Source organism: Streptomyces sp. NPDC090032, from assembly GCF_044748025.1.
GTDB lineage: Bacteria > Actinomycetota > Actinomycetes > Streptomycetales > Streptomycetaceae > Streptomyces.
Window position 1 is genome coordinate 62,129 of record NZ_JBIVFF010000013.1, and the last position, 22,771, is coordinate 84,899.

At 69.0% G+C, this 22,771-nt stretch carries 20 protein-coding genes; 11 read left to right on the forward strand and 9 right to left on the reverse strand.

Annotated elements, in window-relative coordinates:
• Positions 1–95: 95 nt before the first annotated feature.
• The 6 genes from ACIPWY_RS29670 to ACIPWY_RS29695 all read left to right on the forward strand — a co-directional run bounded on the left by ACIPWY_RS29670 (position 96) and on the right by ACIPWY_RS29695 (position 6,716).
• Entirely contained in the window at positions 96–1,868 is a 1,773-nt protein-coding gene (locus tag ACIPWY_RS29670) for a hypothetical protein (RefSeq protein WP_401535757.1), read from the forward strand.
• Positions 1,865–2,065 carry a hypothetical protein gene (locus ACIPWY_RS29675; RefSeq protein WP_383886630.1) on the forward strand — a complete coding sequence of 67 codons (201 nt, stop codon included), beginning with the start codon at positions 1,865–1,867 and terminating at the stop codon, positions 2,063–2,065. Before ACIPWY_RS29670 ends, ACIPWY_RS29675 begins: the two co-directional genes overlap by 4 nt.
• Entirely contained in the window at positions 2,062–2,637 is a 576-nt protein-coding gene (locus ACIPWY_RS29680; protein WP_401535759.1) for a hypothetical protein, read from the forward strand. Before ACIPWY_RS29675 ends, ACIPWY_RS29680 begins: the two co-directional genes overlap by 4 nt.
• A gap of 69 nt (positions 2,638–2,706) precedes the next feature.
• A complete protein-coding gene (locus tag ACIPWY_RS29685; protein ID WP_401535761.1) occupies positions 2,707–4,272 on the forward strand; it encodes an AAA family ATPase in 1,566 nt (521 codons plus the stop codon).
• A 120-nt stretch (positions 4,273–4,392) separates the two neighbouring features.
• Complete coding sequence (locus ACIPWY_RS29690) at positions 4,393–5,040, forward strand: hypothetical protein (RefSeq protein ID WP_401535763.1); 648 nt, start codon at positions 4,393–4,395, stop codon at positions 5,038–5,040.
• A gap of 323 nt (positions 5,041–5,363) precedes the next feature.
• The gene (locus ACIPWY_RS29695) at positions 5,364–6,716 is read left to right on the forward strand and encodes an Nramp family divalent metal transporter (RefSeq protein WP_401535765.1); all 1,353 of its coding nucleotides are present in this window, start codon (positions 5,364–5,366) and stop codon (positions 6,714–6,716) included.
• Positions 6,717–6,739: 23 nt separating this feature from the next.
• Here ACIPWY_RS29695 and ACIPWY_RS29700 read toward each other — a convergent pair whose 3' ends face one another.
• Genes ACIPWY_RS29700 through ACIPWY_RS29710 form a run of 3 tightly spaced genes read right to left on the reverse strand, consistent with a single transcriptional unit; the run spans position 6,740 to position 8,410 of the window.
• Positions 6,740–7,318 carry a hypothetical protein gene (locus tag ACIPWY_RS29700; RefSeq protein ID WP_401535767.1) on the reverse strand — a complete coding sequence of 193 codons (579 nt, stop codon included), beginning with the start codon at positions 7,316–7,318 and terminating at the stop codon, positions 6,740–6,742.
• A 37-nt stretch (positions 7,319–7,355) separates the two neighbouring features.
• Complete coding sequence (locus tag ACIPWY_RS29705; RefSeq protein WP_362903508.1) at positions 7,356–7,547, reverse strand: hypothetical protein; 192 nt, start codon at positions 7,545–7,547, stop codon at positions 7,356–7,358.
• 11 nt (positions 7,548–7,558) lie between these two features.
• A complete protein-coding gene (locus tag ACIPWY_RS29710) occupies positions 7,559–8,410 on the reverse strand; it encodes a helix-turn-helix transcriptional regulator (protein ID WP_362903509.1) in 852 nt (283 codons plus the stop codon).
• Between the two features lie 241 nt (positions 8,411–8,651).
• Here ACIPWY_RS29710 and ACIPWY_RS29715 point away from each other — a divergent pair, with 241 nt between their 5' ends.
• A complete protein-coding gene (locus tag ACIPWY_RS29715; protein ID WP_362903511.1) occupies positions 8,652–9,056 on the forward strand; it encodes an ATP-binding protein in 405 nt (134 codons plus the stop codon).
• A gap of 139 nt (positions 9,057–9,195) precedes the next feature.
• Here the strand turns inward: ACIPWY_RS29715 and ACIPWY_RS29720 are convergent, their stop codons facing one another.
• The 5 genes from ACIPWY_RS29720 to ACIPWY_RS29740 all read right to left on the reverse strand — a co-directional run bounded on the left by ACIPWY_RS29720 (position 9,196) and on the right by ACIPWY_RS29740 (position 16,788).
• Positions 9,196–9,858: a hypothetical protein gene (locus ACIPWY_RS29720; protein WP_351986522.1), complete on the reverse strand. Its 663-nt coding sequence runs from the start codon at positions 9,856–9,858 to the stop codon at positions 9,196–9,198.
• Positions 9,859–10,522: 664 nt separating this feature from the next.
• A complete protein-coding gene (locus ACIPWY_RS29725) occupies positions 10,523–10,951 on the reverse strand; it encodes a hypothetical protein (protein ID WP_362903513.1) in 429 nt (142 codons plus the stop codon).
• Between the two features lie 4 nt (positions 10,952–10,955).
• Positions 10,956–15,686, reverse strand: a complete 4,731-nt coding sequence (locus tag ACIPWY_RS29730; RefSeq protein ID WP_401535770.1) for a putative T7SS-secreted protein — start codon at positions 15,684–15,686, stop codon at positions 10,956–10,958.
• Positions 15,686–16,327 carry a hypothetical protein gene (locus tag ACIPWY_RS29735; RefSeq protein ID WP_393703760.1) on the reverse strand — a complete coding sequence of 214 codons (642 nt, stop codon included), beginning with the start codon at positions 16,325–16,327 and terminating at the stop codon, positions 15,686–15,688. The genes ACIPWY_RS29730 and ACIPWY_RS29735 overlap by 1 nt, the downstream gene beginning before the upstream one ends.
• Positions 16,324–16,788 (reverse strand): hypothetical protein, encoded by a 465-nt coding sequence (locus ACIPWY_RS29740; RefSeq protein WP_393703758.1) that lies wholly within the window; start codon positions 16,786–16,788, stop codon positions 16,324–16,326. The genes ACIPWY_RS29735 and ACIPWY_RS29740 overlap by 4 nt, the downstream gene beginning before the upstream one ends.
• A gap of 177 nt (positions 16,789–16,965) precedes the next feature.
• Between ACIPWY_RS29740 and ACIPWY_RS29745 the strand changes: the two genes are divergently transcribed.
• Positions 16,966–17,640, forward strand: coding sequence for a hypothetical protein (locus tag ACIPWY_RS29745; RefSeq protein WP_393703756.1), 675 nt, complete (start codon positions 16,966–16,968; stop codon positions 17,638–17,640).
• Positions 17,641–17,758: 118 nt separating this feature from the next.
• Here ACIPWY_RS29745 and ACIPWY_RS29750 read toward each other — a convergent pair whose 3' ends face one another.
• A complete protein-coding gene (locus ACIPWY_RS29750) occupies positions 17,759–18,766 on the reverse strand; it encodes a chitinase (protein WP_393703754.1) in 1,008 nt (335 codons plus the stop codon).
• Positions 18,767–18,944: 178 nt separating this feature from the next.
• On the opposite strand from ACIPWY_RS29750, the gene ACIPWY_RS29755 reads away from it, so the two are divergent.
• From ACIPWY_RS29755 to ACIPWY_RS29765, 3 genes are all read left to right on the forward strand, one after another.
• Positions 18,945–20,018 (forward strand): hypothetical protein, encoded by a 1,074-nt coding sequence (locus ACIPWY_RS29755; protein ID WP_362903525.1) that lies wholly within the window; start codon positions 18,945–18,947, stop codon positions 20,016–20,018.
• Positions 20,019–20,091: 73 nt separating this feature from the next.
• Complete coding sequence (gene cpaB / locus ACIPWY_RS29760) at positions 20,092–20,802, forward strand: Flp pilus assembly protein CpaB (RefSeq protein WP_362903527.1); 711 nt, start codon at positions 20,092–20,094, stop codon at positions 20,800–20,802.
• A gap of 85 nt (positions 20,803–20,887) precedes the next feature.
• Complete coding sequence (locus ACIPWY_RS29765) at positions 20,888–22,483, forward strand: AAA family ATPase (RefSeq protein ID WP_362903529.1); 1,596 nt, start codon at positions 20,888–20,890, stop codon at positions 22,481–22,483.
• Positions 22,484–22,771 lie beyond the last annotated feature (288 nt).

Consider the following 22,771-nt stretch of genomic DNA (forward strand, 5'->3'; position numbering starts at 1 on the left):
CCAGGCACCTCAGCACACCCCAGCAGACCTCAGCACACCCCCATCACGCCCCAGCACACCCGCAGCGTCACCGAGCATCTCTAGGAGAGAAGCGAATGTCCGAGGTGGACTACGGCCTCCACCGCAAGGTGGAGCAGGTCACCGGCCTGGTCTCCCGGCTCAGCGAGCAGGTGTCCTCTGTCTCCGGCCAGGTCTCCACCGTCGAGGCCGCCCAGCACCAGGCGCGCACCGAACTGCAGGAGCTGCGCGACGAGTTCCAGGCCTTCGTGCGCAGCGCACGCCTCACGGCCAACGTGCAGCGCGCCGAGACCCGGGTCGGCGTGATCGAGGACCGCGTCGACCACGAGTTCGGCCACCACAAGACGGTGCGCCGCACCGCCGTCGGCATGCTGCAGGCCTTCGACCTGGGCCTGGTCTCCGAGGACACCGTGCGCACGGTCGGCGACCAGCTGATGATCCAGACACCGCGCTACTGGCTCGCGCCCGCCCTGGTGGCACTCGCCTCCTGGTCGGCCGACGACCGCACCCTGTGCGAGCGCGCCGTCGACGAGGCGTTCCGCCGCTCCCCGGACCGCACCTCGCTGTTCTTCGCGCTCGTCCTGCGCCGCCAGGGGCGGCGCGAGGGCGCCGTGCGCTGGCTGCGCCACTACCTCCTCGCGCAGGACCCGGCGGCCCTGGGGCGCGAGTTCGCCGTCATCCTGGAGTCCATCGCACAGGGCGCCTTCGGCGCGGCGGGGCGCGACCTGCTGAGCCGCACCCTCGCCGCCTGGCGCGACCAGCTCATGGACAGCGGGGAGTCCCAGGCGAAGCAGATCACGCGCTGGCGCGCCGAGCTCGACAGCCTCCAGCAGCCCTCCGCCCAGGGCGAGTTCCCGCGCCTGGCCGTCCTCTCCCCGCAGTGGCCGCAGCTCGACATGCTTCTCGGGAAGGCCCGCTCCCAGCAGGTGCTCCTCGACAAGTACCAGGCCATCATGGCCCGCGAGTTCCAGCCGTCGGAGCGCCTGGAGGACGCCGTCGACGACATCCTCGACCGGCTCGTCTCCGAGTACGACGACGAAGAGCTCCCGCTCCGCCGCGACCTCGCCTTCAACAAGGCCGTCATCGACCACGACGGCGACCTCGACAGCGCGCGCCGCGCCGCCGACGCCGACTCCGCCTCGTACGAGGAGACCCTCGACTATCTGACGGTGCAGACCACCGCCGCGCTCAACCCGACGGCCATCGGGACCTCGCCCGCGACGCAGCGTCTCGCCGTCGCGGCCTGCCACGAGTGGTTCCAGCAGGCGCACGCCCAGTTCACCCGCGACTATCGCGCCGCGGTGCCCCCGGACGTGCAGGCGCACTTCGCCACCGCCCACACCGTCGGCGCGTACACCTTCCAACTGCCGCCCTGGTTCGGCTCGTTCACTCAGCCGCTGCCCGACCTGGAGCGGTCGCTCGGTGCGCACTGGGACCAGCACATGGCGCCGTTCATCGCCGCCCTCGCCTATCCGACCGCCAAGAAGGTACTGCCGCTCGCGCTGGCGCTGGCCGGCATCCTCCTGATCGTCGGCGGCGTCAACATCGGCGCCGCCATCGGGATCGCGGTGGTCGTCGGAGCGGTGTGGGGCCTGGTCATCCACAACGGCATGCAGGCCGCGCGCCGCAACCAGGACAGCGCCAGGGCACTCCTCGAACAGGCCAAGCTGGAGTCCCTGCACCAGCTGCGCGCCGCGTCCGCCGAACTCACCGACTGGTTCGAGCGGTTCCGCGCCGCGGACGCGGTCGAGGTCCAGTGCCGCGAGCTGATCAAGTCCCTGACCACCGGGGCGCACGGCAGCTCCCCGTTCGAGGGCCGCACGGTAGAGAAGGAGGACGCCACATCATGAGCCCCGCCCCGCCCCCGCCCCGCAGGCCACCCGGCGCGACAGCCCCCGCCGAGTCCCCGTGGGCCACCACCCGCAAGTCCGCCGGTGAGCGCGTCACCGGCCGCCTGCGCCGCGTCGTCGACGGACTGCCCGACTGGGAGCCGCTGCCACCGGGCGAGACCTTCGTGCGCCGCCCGGGATCGGGCGGCCCGCAGTGAGCACCGGCACGTTCTGGGGGCACGGCGGCCCCTACGAGACCTGGGTCGACTTCCTGCGGCGCTGGTCCGCCGAGGAGCCCGCCGACCCCGCCGCCCTGCCGGCCCTGACGCGCGAGGACTACGAGAGCGAGACGTGGGAGCGCCTCGTCGAGCACTTCGCCGCCGCCCTCGACAAGCGCCTCCAGGCCTGGGCCGACCGGCTCGTACGCGCCATGGCGGCCGCCGACGACGAGTTCACCGCGGGCCGCGAACTGGCCCAGGCGCGGACCGGCCTGCACACCGTACGAGCGCTCGCCGACAACCCGGGCCTCCCGGCCGACCTCCGCGAACAGTTCACGGACCTCGTCGACCGTGAAATCGCCGAACTGCAGGCCCAGTTGGAACAGCACCTGGACCGCATGGCGCAGAACGGCGCCGACCCACGCTGGACGGAACAGCGTCGACGCACCCTGCGCGACAACGGCCTCACCGCCGTCTCCGCCCAGGCGGCGGCGCCGGACACCGACTCCGCGCAGGACCCCTGGGCAACCAGCCCACCGGACCGGCCGCGACGCCGCATCGTCCTCGACTGACCCCACGCAATCCCGTACGGCAGCGCATTCCCGTACGACAACGAACCCTCCGAGCCAACCGAAGGCGGCATGTCGAACTACGCCGAGAGCCTGGCCCACCTGGACAGCTATATCTCCGCACGTGTGCCGGTGATCGGCATGCGCACCATCGAACAGCAGCGCGCCCTGCGCCTGCTGCGTGAGGCGGCCTCACAGCCGCGCCGCAGCGCCATGCCGTTCTGGATCTACACCAGGGCCACCGGCCTGCGCGACCTGCGCACCAACACATCGGTGCAGGACGACCGTTCGCTGACCGGCGCCATGGACTTCGCCGCCGCCCAGTTCAGCAGCAGGCAGAACGCGACGATCGTGCTCGTCGACCCCGACCACCTCGAGGACGACACCCCGGTCACCCGGCACATCGCCGAGCTCGCCCGGCTCGCCGACAACACCATGGGCAGCATCATCCTGATCACCGACGCGCCCATCTGGAGCGGGCTCCAGCGCCTCGGCATGAGCCTGCACCTCGACCTGCCGGACACCGACGAGATGTACGGCACGCTGACCGGCTTCCTCCAGGACCACCACGGGCACATCCCCATCGAGTGGGACGAGGACGACGCGCGGCGAGCCGCCGAGTTCCTCAGCGGGGTGACCGAGGCCGAGTGCATCAACCTCATGGCGACGATCGCCGCGAAGGGCTCCATCCTCAAGGCCGACGTCCTCGGCCTCGCCCAGGCCAAGGACCGCATCTTCAGCGACCTGACGGGCCTCGAACGCGTACAGCTCAGGGAGAGCGACTACACGATCGGCGGCCTGACCAGTCTGCGCGCGTGGCTGCGGCGCAAACACCAGCTGATGGAGGCGGACCTGCGCGGCTCCGAACTCCGGCCTCCCCGAGGGGTGTTGCTGGTCGGAGTCCCCGGCTGCGGCAAATCCCTGTCCGCCAAGGCCATCGCCCACGAGTGGCAGCTCCCGCTCTACCGCCTCGACATGGCCAGCATCCACGGCAAGTATCTCGGAGAGTCGGAGGGCCGGTTCCGCGAGGCACTCGCGATGGCCGACCGGGTGGCGCCCTGCGTCCTGTGGATCGACGAGATCGAGAAGGGCCTCGCCGGCCGCGACGACTCCTCCGGCGTCCCGCAGCGCATCATCGGCCAGTTCCTCTTCTGGCTCCAGGAGTCGCAGTCCCGCGCCTTCGTCGTCGCCACCGCCAACGACATCCGCAGTCTGCCCCCGGAACTGCTCCGCAAGGGCCGCTTCGACGAGCTCTTCTTCGTGGACCTGCCCGACAACCAGGACCGCAAGGAAATCATCGAGCTCTACTACCAGCGTTACCTCAAGTCCCGGCCCGAGCCGGAACAGGTGGACCGCCTCGTCGACCTCTCCGAGGGTTTCGCGGGCTCCGACATCGAGTCCGTCCTGCACGAGGTCGGAGCTGAAGCCCACGTCAACGGGGGCACCGAGAACCTCAAGCCGTCCTTCCTCCTCGACACCTTCGCCAACACGGTGCCGATGAGCCGGGTCAACCCCGAACAGATCGAGGAGATCAGGGCGTGGGGCCGGGAACGCGCGGTACCGGCGGGCCGCGCGGCGATGGCGACGGCACCGGGCGGCACCACTCCGTCGCGCCGGATCGTGTTCATGGACGACTAGGGCCGACCAGGGCCTCTCGATCGGCTCGGGCCGGGCCAGTGGGGGCGGGTGCGGCGGCCCACGGATCTTCCGCAGGGCTGAGGCTCCCGCCCCACAGGCTCGTCCGCCATACTTCGCTCCGTGGAGCAGCGCATAGACACTCAGAAGGTCACGCCCGTAGACGCCGCCGGCGCCGACCCGGCCTCCGTCCCCGGCCTCATTCCCCCGCGCCAGGCCCCGGGTGCGGAGCGGCCGGAGAAGGCTCTGTCGCTCGACAAGGCCGAGCCCACGGAAATGGCGGAGCAGCCGGACGCGGAGCCGGACCCGGCCTCCGACTCGATCCCGGAATCGGACTCGGAGCCGGAATCAGAATCGGACTCGGAGTTTCCGTCCCCGGCCTGGTCTCGGTCTGGCTCTGGGCCCCTGTCCCCGTCTCCGTCTCCGTCTCCGTCCGCGCCGGATGCGGACTCGGAGGCCGCCGAGGACCCGGCGGACGCCCCGGCCGCAGACGAGACGGCCGGCCCGGACTTCACCGCCTCCGACCGCCGCGGTTCGATCACGGCGGACGCGACGGGCGTGCGCCTTCAACTCGACGACCAGGAAGCCGAGTTCTACTGGAGCGAGATCGGCGCGGTCGAGGTGGGCACGTCCCGGCGCCGTCTCACCGTCACGGTCCACACCCCGGACAGCCGCTGGTACCCGAACGACGTGGAGGCTCCGGACAAGGCGCGCGCCCAGCAGTGGGCGGACGAACTCGACAAGGTCCTGGACGCGTACTTCGAGGACTGACCGGCACGAGTCCCACGGGCGCGGAGACGACCTACGGCGTGTTCGCCGCGGGATCCCCTTCTTTGGTCGGCGCCCAACGACGAGTCGCTCAGCCCGAGGACGGTCTTGCGATGCCGGCAGCGGTATGGAGCGGGCGGGGCCGTGGCGCTGTGTGTGGAGTCGCGGCGCTGCTCCTCTCTTCCGTGATGGCGACGGGCTCGGCCACAGCCGCACCGTCCGGCGGGCGGGCGGGCACCGGCGGATGCCGCGGGTACGAGGCTGCGGCATGACGAATCCCCGCAAGCCCCCTTGCCCGCTGCCCCGCTTTACGCTTCCTTGACGGTATGGCGGACACCACAGGAACCACAGGACCGGGAACCGGCACCGCGCACCCCCACTCCCAGCCCCGCAAATCAAGTTGGAAGTACATCGGCCCGGGCATCGTCGTCGCCGCGACGGGCGTCGGCGCCGGCGACCTGGTCGCCACCCTCATCGCGGGCAGCAACTTCGGCTACACCCTGCTCTGGGCGGCGGTGATCGGCTGCGTGGTCAAGATCTCCCTGGCGGAGGCGGCGGGCCGATGGCACCTCTCCACAGGCCGCACGCTCTTCGACGGCTGGGCGAGCCTGGGCCGCTGGACCACGTACTTCTTCGTCGTCTACGTCGTCATCTGGGGCTTCGTGTACGGCGCGGCGGCGATGTCGTCGAGTGCGCTCCCGCTCCAGGCCCTGTTCCCGGACGTGTTCCCGGCCGACTGGTCGATCAAGCCCTGGGCGATCATCTGCGGCCTGATCGGTCTCGTCTTCGTCTGGTTCAACAAGTACGAGGTCTTCGAGAAGGTCATGACGGTCCTCGTGGGCGTCATGTTCGTCGTCACGGTCTACCTGGCGATCAGGGTGACCCCGCACCTCGGCGACGCGTTCGCGGGCCTGCTCCCCGTACTCCCCGACGAGAAGGACTCGATCCTCAACACGCTCGGCCTGATCGGCGGCGTCGGCGGCACCATCACCCTTGCGGCGTACGGCTATTGGGTCAACGCGAAGGGCTGGACGAACGCGGGCTGGATGAAGGTCATGCGCCTGGACAACCGGGTCGCGTACATCACGACGGGCATCTTCGTCGTCGCGATGCTGTTCGTCGGGGCGGAACTCCTCCACGCCTCGCACACGTCGATCGCGGCGGGCGACAAGGGCCTGATCGATCTGACGTCGATCCTGGAAGCGGAATACGGCACGGCGACTGCCAAGCTCTTCCTGATCGGCTTCTTCGCGACGTCCTTCACGTCCCTGATCGGGGTGTGGCACGGCGTGAGCCTGATGTTCGCGGACTTCGTGGAGCGCTACCGCAGGACGAGGGCGGGGGCGGACCGGGTGTCGGTGACGGGCGAGGACGTGGCGACGGGCGAACGAGAGAAGGGCTGGCCGTTCCGCGCCTACCTCCTCTGGCTCACGTTCCCCCCGATCGTCCTCCTCTTCCAGGGCCAGCCGTTCCGCCTGATCATCCTGTACGGGGTCCTGGGCGCGGCCTTCATGCCCTTCCTGGCCCTGACCCTGATCTGGCTCCTTAACTCGTCCCGCACGCCCAGTGAATGGCGCAACAGCTGGCTGAGCAACGGCATGCTGGCGCTGGCGGGCCTGCTGTTCATCGTCCTGTGCGCGCAACAGATCTGGGACCAGCCGTGGTCGGACTTCTTCTAGGACCCTGTTGCGGGACGGAGGCCTCAGCTCGGCAGGAACATCTGGTCCGCGTGCCAGGAGAGGACGCCTCTGACGCCGTGGGTGCTGATAGCCAGGTCCATGCGCCCGTCCCACCGGGACCCGCCGCGCCCATCGACGTTTCGCCCCTGGAGGTGATTCAGGCTGACGGTCTCCGGCTCCTTCTTCCCGGACGTGCAGTAGACGTCCCGCACCATCCCCCGCGCGCCCACGGAGTGGATGGTGAACTCACCGGTGCCGGCGCAGGCGAAGGTCAGTGAGTACGTGTTGCCCTCGATCATGGAGGCCGTCTCGGGCGACTTGTCGAGATCACGGATACGGATCGTGGCGCTGCCCTTGCCCATGTCGAGCTGGCGAGCCCCCGACACGCCGTCGCCGTTGTTCCGGTTGAACACGGCGGTGCCGCTCTCGCGCGAAACGGCGACGTGCGCGCTGTCAGCCCACTTCCTGAACGAGGCGGGCGACGGGTGGCCCTCCTGAGCCGAGCTCTGCCCGAGAACACCCCACAGCCCACCACCGACAACGACAGCACTCACCACGAGCCCACCGATGACCTTCTTCACTACCGCCCCCCAGGTTCCCATCCATCCCTGCCGACATTCTCCGGGAGCGGCGGACGGGTCAGAGCAGGTGGTCGGCCTTGCCGGCCTTGATGTCGAGGATGAGGGCGCGGAGGGCGTCGCGGCTGTCGCTGAGATACGTTTCTTCGGCTCCGGAGATGGTGATGTAGGCGTTGCCATCGAGGTCGGTGCCCAGGCGGAAGCAGTTGGCGCCTTCGCCACAGAAGGGGTCTTCCCAGGTGATCGCAGGCACGGTGTCCACTCCTAGAGGTCGGCGACGAGAGTTCGGATGAGATCGCGTGACGCGGCGGGCGTCAAGGCGACGGCGGCCATCGCGTCCAACTGAGCTCGATACTTGCCCAACTCCCGTCCTGAGTCGACGAATTCCGGCCCATGTGTGCTGTCGAGCTCCACGGTGTCCAGCTGTGGCACCTCACCGCTGGCGTACACCACGGACTGTCCGGCGCCAGGGAAGCCACCGGCCTTGAACGGGATGACCCGCACACTCACGTGGCTCCTGTCGCTCACCTCGAGGATGCTCTCGAGCTGGCGCCGGGCGACGTCGGGCCCGCCGAACTCCATGCGGAGCGCGGCCTCATGCATGATCAGGTCCAGGTGGGGCGGCTCCGCCTTGTCCAGCACCTGCTGCCGGTCCCTGCGGTGCGCGACGCGCGCGTCGACGTCAGTCGCAGGCAGCCGCGGAATCACCTGCTCGAAGACGGCTCGCGCATGGTCCTCGGTCTGAATCAACCCCGGCAGATGCACCGTGAGCGCGATGCGCAACTTCCGGGCACGCCACTCCAGTTCGGCGATGTCCAGGAAACCAGCCGGAAGCTGCCCCCGGTACGTCTCCCACCAGCCCTTCTCCCGTTCGGCGGCCATGCCTGCCAGGGCATCCACGAGCGGCTTGTCCGCGCAGCCGTAGTTGGCGGCGAGGGTGCGCACACGGTCCGGGCTGATACCGGAGCGCCCCGATTCCATGTTGGGCACGTTGGTCCGCGGAACACCGAGCAGCCGGGCGGCGAACTCCGTGGTGATCCCTGCGGCGGCACGCATCTTGCGCAGCTCGGCACCCAGACGCCGCTGACGTTCGGTGGGGGTACTTCTCGGCGGCATGCGCCCTCCTGTACGACGACGGGGCCAGTCTGCCCCGAACCCCGGACGAGTGAATCCCGCACCAGGGAGTAGTACACGTACTACTCATCACGCTACATTCAGTAACACCCCAGCCACACCAGGCAGTTGGCAGTGCATCGCGCGAGTCTGCCCGCAACCTTCCTCCCTGGAAGGGGCGGCCCCGCGCCAGGGAGACGAGCCACCGACCGCCGCACCCCCCACCACAGACAGGGAGTTCGCCATGCCCCCAGCCCCTCCCGGAACCTGGGAATGTCACCTCCACCTGACGAACAACCCCAGAGCCCCGCGCATCGCACGCCACACGATCCGCATGGCGCTCCTTGACTACGGCTGCCTCCCCGAGATCGCGGCAACAGCTGAGCTGTTGACGTCGGAACTGGTCTCGAACGCGGTGAAGCACTCGGACGGCCCGGTCGCCGTAAGGCTCCGCACCCGCACGGGAATGCTCCGCATCGGCGTGATGGACAACGATCCGGAACTCCCGAACCCCTTGCCCTGCACGACGGACGAGGCCTTCGGCCGGGGCCTGTTCCTGGTGCAGGCCCTGGCGGCCGACTGGGGCCGCTACCCGGCCACAGACCGAAAGGTGGTCTGGTTCGAACTGTCCACGCCCCGCGATGGCTGACCACCGCGGCGAACATCGGCAGATTTGGGCAGCCCCACACCCCGCCGACCAGGCGTTCAAGGCGCGTCCGCTCGCCCAAATCTGCCAATGTTCGCGTATCGAGGCACGGGCTACCCGCACCCGGCACTCGCGTCGGACGTCAGCCGCTGACCGGCACCCGGACCTCGTCGCGGATGCGAGCGGTGCGCTTGGCCAGGGCGTCGAGGTCGTACTGCGCGGGCGTGATGTTCCAGCTGTCGGGGCTGTTGTCTGCGACCACGCCCTGCGTGTAACGGTCGGCCCACGAGCAGACGGCCGTGGTCAACTCCTGGCCGCCCTCCGTGTTGGTCAGCACCTCGCACGCGAGCTTGTCGTCGTCGGAGCTCTGGCCGGCCATGTCGCGCCGGGGGACGGCGACGGTCATCGAGTCGTTCTTCTCCATGCCGTCGAGCAGCCCCATCTTGGGGAAGAACGGGTTCTGCCGGTCCGAGTACGAACCGGTGTACATCAACTGCCCGAGACCGGAGCCCGTGCCGTACATGCCGGCCTTGCTCTGGAGGGAACGAGCGTAGGAGTCGGCACCGTTCGCCGAGTTGTCGAAGCTGTCACTGAGATCTTCCCGGAGCCGGAACGCGCCACCGTCGAGCGTCTTGGGCAGGGTGAGCCGGTATTGCGGGGCGGATGGATCGCCCGCCGCGCGATTGCCTGCTTGCGAGGCGAGGACGCCCCCGTACAGGACGACCGCGCCGACAAGGCAGCCGGCGACGATGGCGATCGTCCTTCCGGTGCGCCTCTTCGGGGGAGGCGGCCCCCATGCACCCATGGGCGGACCGCCGTAGGGGCCTTGCGGATAACCAGCCTGCGGCGGGAACCCATGCGGAGGCGCTCCGTGGGAGGGCCACTGCGTTCCGGGCTGCGGATACGGCGACACGGGCGGAGCACCGTATTGCGGCGCACCGAAACCGGAGGGCGGCGGCTGATGGGGCGTGGTCATGCATTCCTTCGTTTAGGCAGTCGATGAGGCCTGGCTCGCTGGCGCATTGAATATTGGTTAGCTCATTTTTGTTTGCTTCATACGTGTGAGTGACGACCCAATAGTCGTCTTCCTCGACCGTTACTGCGCAAAAGTCTCTGCCGTTCAATGGCAGAGCAAAGAATTCAGGTCTGCCGATTGCGTCGCAAATGCGTGATGGCAATTTTGAGGTGAGGGAGTCCTGGACGCGAAACCAGCCCTCCCTCACGCTTCCCTTCCCCCAGAGCATAATCAGGAATTCTCCAGGTTGTGGCGTGATCAGAGGCTTGGCAATGGTGTCCCATAGTGCATCCAGCGTGTCCATCGAGTTCGCATCTCTGACGTCGACCGTAGCGGCGGGGCGGGCGTTTCCGCTCGTCGCTGCGAGGATGGTGGTGTTCGGGCCGCGGGCCTCCTCGGGGAGCGGCTTCCCTGATGACGAGACCGCAACTCGCAATCGTCGACTCCCCGTCGATCAAAAGTACTGCGAATCATCGAAGGGGTTTGAGATGTCCCCCCAATGGAAGTTGTATGAATGGCTGGAGGGGTTGAATTCGGCCCGCAGGCCGACATCCGGAAGCGGGAACTGTGTCCGAAGCCACCCGTCCATGGCCAGGGCTGAAACCTCGGACCGGAAGCTTGCCAACGGAAACGTGAGGGCCGTAACCCTGATAACCAAGCCTCCCGGATGAATTCGGTTCAAAGCGTCAGCGTGCGCTGATAGTCCGAACGAAAGCCAGGCGGAGTCACGCCAGTTAATATCTGCCGGCGGGATCAGCCATAGGTTTCGGTCAATCTGCAGCCGGTACGTGCTGGGGGCGTGATCGCTCAAGCCTTCGGCCGTAAGGTCTGCGGCAAGCCCTCCCAGCGGACTGCGCAGGCGGTACTTGTACGTATGTTCCATTTCGTCAGTCTCCAAAGTTCAACAGATGGAAGATCCTCTTGTTGAATATGTTCTCCGGGCCCATTCCTGTTGGGGCGCGAATGTACTCGAAGTCGTGAGGCAGTCCGTCTCCCCATAGCCTACTATGGGTGTTCGCGAAATTCTCCGCAGCTTGTTCATTGAGCTTGAAGAGGTCAATTTTATTCAAGCTTGAGAAGTCGTGATCGCTGATCTTGAACGTCATTACTTCTACTTCCGCCCCGCGTGACCTGAGGCGTTCTGCGTATCTTTCTGCTTCTGCTCTTGTTTCCCATGAGTAGACGCCCTCTCCGTAGTGGCCTCGATTTTCTGCGTCAGGCCAAGGAGTGCCATCGCTGCGGAGGCGGGCGGCGTTCTGGGGGTCCTGCACGGTGTGGAATTCGTGGTAGTCAGGAGCCAATCCGAGAGGATCGGTCCAGGTGTGCGGATTGTTGATATACGTGGCAGGGTTTGGCGCCGGAGTAAGCCCCAGCGGGTCCGGACTGAGGTACCGCGCCGTCTCCGGGTCGTAATGCCGAAAGTAGTTGTAATGCAGCCCCGTCTCCGGGTCGAAGTACTGGCCCGGGAAGCGCAGGGGCGTGTACGTCGTGCTGTCGGCCGACCAGGCCGTCGTTCCCCACAGCGTGCTTCGCGTGCGCCATGCGATCTCGCCCTGTTCGTCCACGAGTTCGCTTGGCGTGCCGACCAGGTCGGTGACTATGGCGAAGAAGCGGGAGTCGATCTCCGGCTGGGGGGAGTCCGCCGTCGCGCTGATGCGTTCCGTCTGGGCGACGGGGCGTAGGCCCTGGTGGTCCCACGTGAGCGTGACCGGGTGTGGCAGTTCCGGTGACGTCGTCGTCTGTTCGCAGAGCGTCGTGCCGTCCCAGGTGAAGTCCACCCGTTCGACGACCGTCTCGCCGTCGGCAGCCAGGCGGAGTTTCGCCGTGCGGCGGCCGAGCGGGTCGTAGGTGTAGCGCCAGCGTGTGCCGTCCGGGGTGATGGCCGAGGTGAGGCGGTCTTCCGCGTCCCACTCGTAGCGCCACGTGTCCGGCTTGCGGGACAGGCGGGTCTTCTGGCGGAGCGTGACGCGGCCGAGTGCGTCGTGTTCGTAGCGGACGTCGCCTGCGCGGGTGATGCGCGTGCCCGTGTAGGTGCGGGGGCCTGTCGCTTCGTGACCGGGGTGATCGGCCGGCCACGAGGCCGCCGTCTGGTTGCCGGCCTCGTCGTAGGCGTACGCCTCCGTCCAGTTCGCCGCGTGCACCGCCGTGACCCGGCCCGCCTCGTTCACGTCGAAGCGGCGGGAGCCGGCGAGCTGGTCGTCGATGCCGATCAGGTTTCCGTCGGCCCGGTAGGTGTAGGTGCGGGACTGGATGGGGCGGAGGCCGTCGGTGTCAGGTGCCGTGACCGACTGGGTGGTGAGGCGGCCCAGTTCGTCGAAGGCGTTGGTGATGGTGAGGGAATCGCCTATGTGGCGGGCGAGTTCGCGGCCCGCCGGGTCGTACGCGAAGTCGATGGTGCGGCCCGACACCGTCATCTGGCTGCGGTTGCCGACCGCGTCGTATGTCCACGAACTCGTCGTGCCCGTGGGCGTCGTGCGGCCGGTGCGGCGGCCCAGCTCGTCGTACGCGTACGTGAGTACACGGCCGTTGACCGTCTCCGATCTGAGCCTGCCGTAACGGTCCCGGAGCAGCGTGAGTGTCGAGTCCGGATCGGTGGCCTGTGCGAGCTGGTCCGTCAGGTCGTACGCGTATGTCGTGACCCGGCCGTCCGCGTCCTTGCGCGTGGTCTGGCCCAGTTCGTTTCGCTCGAAGGCGATCGTCTGGCCGAGGGCGTTGGTGCGGGAGGTGAGGCGACCCGCCGTGTCATGGGCGTACGTGAGGGCGCGGTCGTCGAAGTCTGTTTCCGATATGAGGCGTCCGGCCGGGTCGTACTCGTAACTCCATGTCAGGCCTTGAGGGTTGGTGACCTGAGTGAGGCGGAGTTCGTGATCGTGGGCGAATTCGTATCGCACGCCGTCCGGACCCGTGCGCGCCGTGAGCAGGTCGAAGTGCGTGTACTCGTACGACGAGAGCCCGCCCATCGCGTCCGTGTGCGTCGTGCAGTTGCCCTCGCCGTCGTAGGTCCACGATTCGCTCGTGCCGTCAGGAGCTGTACGGCGGGAGAGTTTGCCCTCGACCGTCCACTCCAGGCGGGTCGTCGCGCCGAGCGGGTCGGTGATGGAGACGGGTCTGCCGAAGGCGTCTCGTTCGTACCGTGTCACCGCACCCAGTGGGTCCGTGATCGAGACGGGGAGCCCGGATGCGTTGCAGCGGACCGTCGTGATGTGACCGAGCGGGTCGGTGACCGCCGTGAGGCGGCCCGCTTCGTCGTAGCTGAAACGGGTCGTCTGCCCGGAAGGGCCGGTCACCGACCTGCGGTTGCCGCACTCGTCGTACGTCTGGCGGTGAACCGTACCGTCGGGACCCGTCACCTTGACCGGCAGACCGTGAGCGTCGTACTCGGCCTTCGTCTCGCGGCCGTCAGGGCGGACGGCGCGGACCAGGTTCCCCGCCTCGTCGTAGCGGAACGACGTCGTATGGCCGAGGGAGTCCGTCTGCGACAGCAGGCGGTTGTACCGGTCGCGTTCATAGCGGGTTGTCGCGCCGAGCGGATCCGTCTCGGCGATCACCTGCCACGCGTCGTTGATCAGGAATCGGCGCGTGTGGCCCTCGCCGGTCGTCGTGGTGGTCAGCCGCAGACCCGTTTCAGGGTCCGGCCCGGCGTACGCGAGCCGCAGGCTCATATGGCCCTCGGATCCGCCCTCGGCCACACATCGGTCCTGGTCGTCGTACTCGTACGTGTAAGACCGGTCGTTCGTGTCCGTCCAGGAAGTGATCCGGCCCTCGTCGTCGTACGTGAAACGCAGGGGCAGGCCGGAGGAGTTGGTGACCTCGGTCAGCTCCCGGCCGTCCTCGCAGTAGCCGTAGCGGATCAGTTCCTCGTCCGATCCGTCCGTCCCTGCCCCCGCCAGGTGCAGGGACCTGACCCTGCCGGCCTCGGTCGTCACCTTCAGGTGGTAGCCCCCGCTGTGGACGATCCCGAGCGGCGTCCCTTCGGCGTCGTACTCGAAGGTCAGCCAGTTGCCGTTGCGGTCGTCGATCTGTTCCAGGACGGCCAGATCGTTGCCACGGTCGGCGAAGTGCCAGACACGTCCCGTCACCGGGTCGGTGATCGTGTAGCCGTCGTCGACGCGGTCCAGGGGGTGGCGCGGGCCGCGGGTCGGAAGAGTGGGCAGGCCCGGCGCCGGGTGCGGGTAGGGGAGGAGCAGACCGTCGGCGGTGACGAAGACGACGCCCTCCGCATCGATCTCCAGGCGCTGGTCGACCGTCGACGACCAGGAGGGACCGAACCAGCGGCCCAGGTGGTAGCCGGACTCGAAGCGTCGAGTGAAGAGAAGCGGCAGCGTGCCCGGCAGCGCGACATCGGTCTGGGGCAGAAACATCTTGCCGGTCGCGAGATCGACGGGGTCGGTGCCCTTGTGGTGGACCGAGTTCGGGGTGCGGGAGTGCTCCGCGGGGGCCTTCCCGAGTGCATCCCGTGCTGAATGCTCCGCCGCCGCCTCGGCGGCCTCCTTCGCGCCGCGCTCGACACCGGCCCGTAGCCCGCCCTTGGCCAGCCCGAGCCCCTTGGTGCCGAACAACTCCGGCAGCAGCCGGCCGCCGAACTCCGAGGGATCCTTCTTGAAGCTCGCGTACGCGTCCTTCGCCGCACGGTCGGGATGTGAGGCGGTGGATGCCAGACCGGCCAGGGTGAGGTTGACGTTCTGCACGTACGCGGCCGGGTGCGTGATGTTGTACGGATCTTCCGGGTCGAGGCCGCGGACGAAGTTCACGATGCCCGCCGTCCCCTTGAGCGCTCCGCCCGCGACATGGGTGAGCTCGACGGTCGTGGCCTGGGCGTTGTCGGTGACGTTCGCCTTGAGACGGTCCAGCGGAGGAGGTTCGGCCGGTGCGTGGGCCAGGGCCGCCTTGACCGCGCGGGTGGCGGTGGCGCCGGCCTCGTTGCGCTGGCGGCGCGCCTCCGCGAGCTTCTCGCGCGCATGCTTGATGTCCGTCGTGCCAGGGTCTTTGAAGGGCTCGGGGCGGGGGCCGGGATCCTTGTCGGCCTTGAGCGCGGTGTTGTAGGCGTCGACCCGTTTGTTGTACGTCTCCACGGCCTGCTCGGAGGCGTGCTTGCCCTTCTTGTAGAGGTCGATGGCATCCTGCGCCTGACCCTGCGCCCACTTGACCGTATCGGCGTACGCGTCGAGGGCCTTGCCCGCCTTGTCGCAGGCGTCCGCCGCGTGCAGCCACTTGCCGGGGTGCATGGCGAACTTCTTACGGAAGGTGCTCGCCGCCTCGCCCTGCCAGTGCGACGAGTCCAGGGCGCGCATGCCCCCGCCGACCTTGTCGAACGCTTTGTGGAAGTCCTTCAGGTGGCTCGCGCTCGCGCGGATGTCGCCGGGGTTGCCGTGTACGAGTTCGTTGGCCTGTTCGGTCTCGCCGAGCTGCTGCTCGTCGACGGTCGCGCCGAGGTCGGACGCGAGCCCGTCGCCGGCGTCCTTGACCTTGTCCGCGGCCCAGTCCGCGCCGACGTATTCGAGACCGTCGCCGAGCTTGTCGGCGCCCCACTCGACCCCCTCGCCAAGGGCCTTCTTGCCGTTGTCCCAGCCGTCCTCCAGCGCGCCAAGGCCCTTGTCCGCCCAGTCACCGAAACCCATCAGCGGTCGCCCCCGCCCTGCTGGGCAGCTGCTTCGGCCCGTTCCTCGGGGGACGGCCCGAACTTGCTGTCCAGCCAGGCCTCGTACTCCTTGTCGTTCATCCCGCTGACCCGTTGCGGGGTCATGGAACCACCCACCGTGGCGGTGGCCACGTCCCGGGCGGCGTCCCTGTACCCCTGCCTGATGTTCGTGCCGGCCTCGTCGAAGGACTCCTTGCTGTAGTCCGGGTCGGCCAGGGCGTGATGCCGGCCCAGATCGCCCCAGCTCATCTGGGTGATCTCGTCCTCGGTGGCGTAGGGGTTGCCCATCACGGAGTTCGCGCCGATCTTCAGTGCGCCGTCGACGTACTGGTCCGTCTCGTGCAGCGTCCCCGCCGCGAGTCCCACGCCCTCGGCGAAGTTGTTCCCCTCGGCGATCAGGGAGCGCACGCCCCACTCCCAGCGCTCGCAGAACGACCCGAAGGCGGAGGTCAGGTCGGCGTGGCCGAGGGCGAGACCGGAGAGGGCCATTTCGTCGAAGCCGCGTCCGGCACCGGCCATGCCGACCATGCCGATCTCCTTCAGTTCGGCGAGCGTCAGCGTGATGCCTTCGGTGATCTTGGCGAGCCCGCCGACCTGAAGGTCTTTCCCGCCGCCGGTCACAGCTCGCTCAACTCCTCGTACCTGTCCTCGCCTGTGTCCTCGCCCATCTCCTCGTACGTCTCCGAGTCCACGGCCACCCGGTCAGGTACGACCCCGGTGATCGGTGGGAGCAGCAGTTCGTCGCCGGGGCTGCCGACGTCCAGGGCCACCCCGCACGGCACGTCGAGGGCCGGTGCCACGGCGTCGAGGAGGCGGGCGCCCAGGACGCGGTCGAAGGCCCATTCGCGGTTGCTCTCGCCCCTCACAGTCGCGAATCGCGCCAAGGACGGCTCGTCCGAGAAGGCGTAGATCCACCGGACGCCACCGAAGTCGGCGGTGAGCGGGAATCCGTCGGCGCTCAGCGGAAGGAGTACGGCAGTGCGCCGGAACTCGCCCAGCAGGGCGGCGAATTCGTGACGAATGCCGACGACCGGAACTGCCGGCCCGGACGCGGAATCCGTCGCCGGTCCGGTCGTTTCCACGTAATCGTGAAGCGTTGACCTCGATATGTCCCCGGCGCCCGCGCCGCCCCCGTCGTCAGCCATATCGGGCATCTTCACATCCGTGTGTTGACGCATGCAACGCAGGCCCCAGCCGACACAAGCGCCGCCATCAAGCCACAGTCGGCCCACTGCCGCCGGCAGCTAAGCTCCCCCGTCATGCCGAACACACGTGCCTCCCGACGCGACGCCGATCGACTCTGGGGGGTCTTCGGGGTGGGGTTCGGCGCCTCGTTCGTCGTGTGGGTCGTGGCCTGGATCGCTACCGCCATTTCCGAGCAGGACGAGCGGTGCGGGCACGGGATTGTCGGGCCCGGGGGGTCTTTCCGGGTCGAGGAGACCAGCTTTCCGCCCAATGTGAGCTGTGTGTTCGCCGACGGGACCACCCTGGACAGCTCCGGGCTGCTCGTGTGGGTGTTCTGGGTGTGCGTCGTCGTGACCGGGACGGCGGGCGCGGGTGCGCTCTCGCTCGAACTCCTGGGGGTGCGGGGGGCACAGGCCGCCGCTCGGCTCGGGCGGCTCGCCGTGTTCGCCGGGGGCACGCTGCTCGCCGTCTACCTGCTCGCGCTGTTCTCCACCGGTTCGCCCAGCAGCACACCCCTCGAATCCTGTTCCGCCTTCACCACCGGCATCTACGAGAGGGCGCAGGACGTGCGGCGCGCGCCCTTCCCCGCCCAGGCCACCTGCGTATACGGCGACGGCAGGACCCATGAACTCGTGCCCCGGTGGATGGGTGGGGTCCAGTGGGTGCTGCTGGGGGTCGTGATCGTGTGCGCCGGTGGGGCCGTGCGGGCCGGGCGGCGGCAGATGTCCTCCTCGCGGACCTCCCCCTGACGCGCGGCAGCGCCGCCGGGGGAGCGGCGGCGCTGCAGTTGGAGGGGAAGGGGGAGGGGAGGGGAGGGGAGGGGAGGGGAGGGGAGGGGAGGGGGGAGAGGGAAGGGAAGGGAAGGGCTTACAGGCCGTGCACGTGTGGGCCCACCGCCGAGATCCAGGCGCTGCCCGACGTCGCGTCCCAGTTCGTCGACCACGTCATCGCGCCCCGCAGGCCGGGGTACGTCCTCGAGGGCTTGAACGATCCGCAGTTCGTGCCCTTCGTCAGGCAGTCCAGGGCGGCGTTGACCACGGACGGGGACACGTAGCCGCTGCCCGCCGCGCTCGTGGAGGCCGGGACGCCGAGGCCGACCTGCGACGGGTCGAGGCCGCCCTCCAGCTGGATGCAGGCGAGGGCCGTGAGGAAGTCGACCGAGCCCTGGCTGTACACCTTGCCGTCGCAGCCGAGCATCGAACCGCTGTTGTAATACTGCATGTTGACGACCGTCAGGATGTCCTTCACGGCCAGTGCGGTCTTGAAGTATTCGCCTGACGTCGACTGCATGTCGATCGTCTGCGGGGCCATCGTCAGGACGAAGTCCGAACCCGCTTTCGCTGACAGGGACTTGAGCGCCTGCGACATATAGGTGGAGTTCAGGCCGTTCTCAAGGTCGATGTCTACGCCGTTGAAGCCGTATTCCTGCATCAGTGAGTAGACCGAGTTCGCGAAGTTCGTCGCGGAATTCGCGTCGTTGATGGAGACCGTGCCGTTCTGGCCGCCGATCGAGATGACGACGGACTTGCCGGCTGCCTGCTTCGCCTTGATGTCCGCCTTGAACGCGTCCTCCGTATAGCCGCCGAGGCCCGCCGAGTCGAGCGTGAAGTCGACCGCGCCCGGTGTCGCCGTCGCGTCGGCGAACGCCACCGCGATGATGTCGTAGTCGGCCGGTACGTCACTGAGCTTCTGGACGGTCGCCCCGTTGTCGAAGTTCTGCCAGTACCCGGTGACCGCGTGGGCCGGGGGAGCCGCGGCCGCCCCGGCGGGGTCCGCGGCGGCCGTCGCCGTGCCGGTGAGGGCCAGGGCCAGAGTGGTCAGCGCCGCCGCTAGGAATGAACGCTTCCGCGCGGGTTCTGTCGTCGCACGTGCCATTGCTGCCTCCGGTTCAGAAGTGGGGGGAGGGGCAGTTGCTGGTTGTACAAACTGGTCCAGACCATTGGGGTTGTCAAGGCTTCTGGAATTACTGGTTCCTTGCCGGGTCGCGCTGTCCGCCTGGGCAACCTCCCGGTGAACACAGGGAAGTTGGGTGTTGAGCGGGCAATGCGCGGATATGGTGCTGAGACAGGAGTGCACAGAGACCGGGGGGTGTACGAGCGTGCCGACCGCGATAGCCGTGACCAGCCCTGACCTGGTCCTCGCCGCGTCCGACCGGCATACGCCGTCCGCCGCCGTTCTCCAGTCGGCCGTGCTCCGTTCCGCCGGGGACAGGGGTGGCAGGGCGGAGCCCTACGACCTCGATCGCGCGATCGTCGAGATGCACACTCTGATCGAGCACCACGGCTATGTGATCGCCCTGTGCCCGGCATCCGTGCCGGACCTGGTCGTTCACCGGCTGCACGCGGTGCGTTCCGTGCTGGAAAGCGACCGGATCGCCATCCTGCGGCCGGAGCTCCCGCCGCTCGGGCTCGCCGTACTCGTGCTCCAGCTGCGGCAGTTGACCATGTGCGACTTCAGTCCCGGTGTGCTCGCCTCCGCCGCGCGGCTCCTCGCCCACTACATCTACGCCGGCGCCGTACTCGGCTCCGTCGCCCGGCTCGACCGCGTGCCCGTCAGCCTCAAGGCCCACGCCAAGTCGTGGATGCCGGGCGCCCAGTTCGCCGTACTCGCGACCCCGCAGCCCGAAGTCGTACGGCTCACCGGACCCGAGTCGCCCCTGCTCGGCGGACCCGCCTTCGGTACCCGCATGTACTACGCGGCCGGGCAGCAGCCCACGGACTGGATCACCGGCACCCTTGCCCCCGCCTGGCAGGTGCAGGGCGCCGTCGAGACCAGGCTGCCCGCCGAGTCCGCGCGCTGGTGGGCCACCGGGAAGCCGGGAAACCCGGGAAAGCTCACCGAGTTCGCGGCCGCCATCCCCGACATCTCCGTGCTCTACCAGCTCGTCTCGTCCGTCCGGCGCGAGTCGTGCCACTGGTGCGGCCTCGAACTCATCGGTGACCGCTGCGGCTTCTGTGCCGCGCCGCTCGCCGATCCGCCCGCCCCGGCCGCGAAACCGCCGGGCAGACGCGCCGGCGCGCTCGCACCCGCCACCGGCCTCGCACCCGCCACCGGTCTCGCCGCCCCAACCGCCCTGGCCCCCGTCACCGGTCCGGCCCGCGCCGCCCTGCCACCCGCCCGCCCTTGATCACCAACGAGATTCCCGTACGAGCTTCACGAACTAGATCCCCCGACGAGATCCCCACGAGGTAGTCCGGTCCATGAACTCACGTCAGCGTCGCGGCGTCATCCTGCTGGTCATCTCGGCCCTGTGCGCCGTCGGCGCCTTCGCCGGGGTCCTTTCGGTGATCCGTGACGTGAACTCGAAGGTGGGCCCGGAGGTCGCGGCGTACCGGCTGAAGGACGATGTCGCGCCGTACAAGGAGCTGACCGCCGACCGGTTCGAGAAGGTCGAGATGCCCGAGCGGTGGCTGTCGAAGACCGCCGTGACCAGCCTCAGCCAGATCCGCGGCAAGATCGCCGTCACGACCCTCAAGAAGGGGTCCCTGCTCCAGACCGACATGATCGTCGCCCGGCCGCAACTCCGGGACGGGCAGCAGGAGATCGCCATCATGATCGACGCGGAGACCGGGGTCGCCGGGAAGATCACGCCCGGGTCGAAGGTGAACATCTACGCCACCTTCAAGGCCGCCAACGAGAAGACCAAGGACCAGTCCAAGGTCATCGTCCAGAACGCGGAAGTCATGGACGTCGGCAAGCTGACCCCCATCGACGAACAGGGCGGCGACAACGGCCGGCGCCGGCAGGGCGAGGCCGTGCCGATCACCTTCGCCCTCGACCCCGCCGACGCGCAGCGCGTCGCGTACGCGGAGTCGTTCGCGACCCACGTCCGGCTCGCCCTCGTCGCCGCGGGCACCGACGCGGCCGTCCCACCGGGCGACCGCTCGTACACCCTCGACGAGGACAAGTAGCACGTGAGTGAGAGTCGGAGAAGCGCGCACGTGAGAGTAAGAGAAGCGCACAAGTGAGCGTAAGAGAGAGGAGGCGAGGCGCCGTATGAGCATCCGTATTCTCCCCGCGGTAGGAGACCTGGACGCCGCCCGGTCCCTGGTCACGCTGCTCGGGCAGCTGCCCGACGCCGAGCCCGCGCCGCCCGTCGCCGACTCCACCGCCCTCCTCGACACCCTCGCCCGGCTCGCCGCCGAGTCCCTCGACGAACTGCCCGAGGTCGTCCTCGTCCACGAGCGGATCGGGCCCGTGCCCGCCCTCGACCTCATCCGGGACCTCGTCCTGCGCTTCCCGGCCGTCGGCGTCGTCCTCGCCACCGCCGACACCAGCCCCGCCCTGGTCACCGCGGCCATGGACTCCGGCGCGCGCGGCATCGTCGGGTTCCCCCTCGGCTACGACGCGCTCGCCGAGCGCGTGCAGGCCGCCGCGTCCTGGGCCGGCGGCATGCGCAGGCATCTCGGCAGCGGCGGCGAGCTGGCGATCACGGCCGGCACGTCCGGCGGCCGCGTCATCACCGTCACCGGCGCGAAGGGCGGCGTCGGCACCACCGTCACCGCGGTCCAACTCGCCCTGGCCGCCCAGGCGTCGGGCCGGTCGGTCGCGCTCCTCGACCTCGACCTCCAGTCCGGTGATGTCGCCTCGTACCTCGACGTCCAGTTCCGCCGCTCCGTCGCCGACCTCGCCGCCATCCGCGACATCACCCCGCGCGTCCTCCAGGACGCCGTCTTCACCCACGAGACCGGCCTCGGCCTGCTCCTCGCACCCTCCGACGGCGAGCGCGGCGAGGAGGTCACCGACCGCGTGGCCCGCCAGGTCGTCCAGGCCCTGCGCAGCCGCTACGACCTCGTGGTCATCGACTGCGGTACGCAGATGGGGTCCGCGAACGCGGCAGCCGTCGAACTCGCCGACCAGGCCGTCCTGTTGGTCACCCCCGATGTCGTCGCCGTACGCGCGGCGAAGCGCATGATCCGTATGTGGGACCGCCTCCAGATCCGCAAGGCCGAGGAGACCGTCACCGTCGTCAACCGCTCCGCGCGCGGCTCCGAGATCACCGCGTCCCTGGTGGAGCGCGTGACCGGGACCCGGGTCGCGCGCGTCGGCGTGCCCGCCGGGTACAAGGAGCTCCAGGCCGCGGTCGACGCGGGCCGTATGCAGGACCTCGACAGCCGGTCGACGGTGAAGCAGGCGCTGTGGGGGCTCGCGGGCGAGCTGGGCCTGGTCGACGCCGCCGCCGCGGAACCCGGCCGCCGCGCGCGCCGCCGCGCGGGAGACAAGGGCGCCGTCACCCTGGAGTTCGCGGGCATGTTCCCGCTGCTGCTCGTCGTCATGGGGCTGCTGTGGCAGTGCGTCCTGTACGGGTACACGTACTCGCTCGCCGGGAACGCGGCGGACGAGGCGGCCAGAGCCGCGACCTCCGCCGAGGCCGGGACCGGCGACACGGCGGGCGCATGCCAGACCGCGGGCGAGAAGAATCTGCCCGGGGCGTGGCAGGGAGCCGCCATCACCTGCGGACCCGACGGTTCGGTGATGAAGGCGACCGTGCAGCTGGAGGTGCCGGTGTTCTTCCCCGGCATCGACGCCGGGTGGACCGTCAAGGGCGAGGCGGGCGCCGCGAGGGAGGACGATCAGGGGGGCGCACCGTGAGGCGCCGGGTCTCGGGGGCGCGGGGGCGTCTCCGGCGGATGCGGCGGATGCGGCGGCTGCGGGTGGAGAGTGGCCTTCGCCACGGTCCCCGCGGCAGCGGCCGTCTGCGGCGGATGCGGCGTCTGCGGGTGGAGAGTGGCCCGCGCTACAGCCTTCGGTTCTTGGGCGGGCGTGGCTGTCTGCGGCGGCTGCGGGTGGAGAGTCGCCTTCGCCACGGTCCCCGCGACAGCGGCCGTCTGCGGCGGATGCGGCGGCTGTGGGTGGAGAGTGGCCCGCGCTACAGCCTCC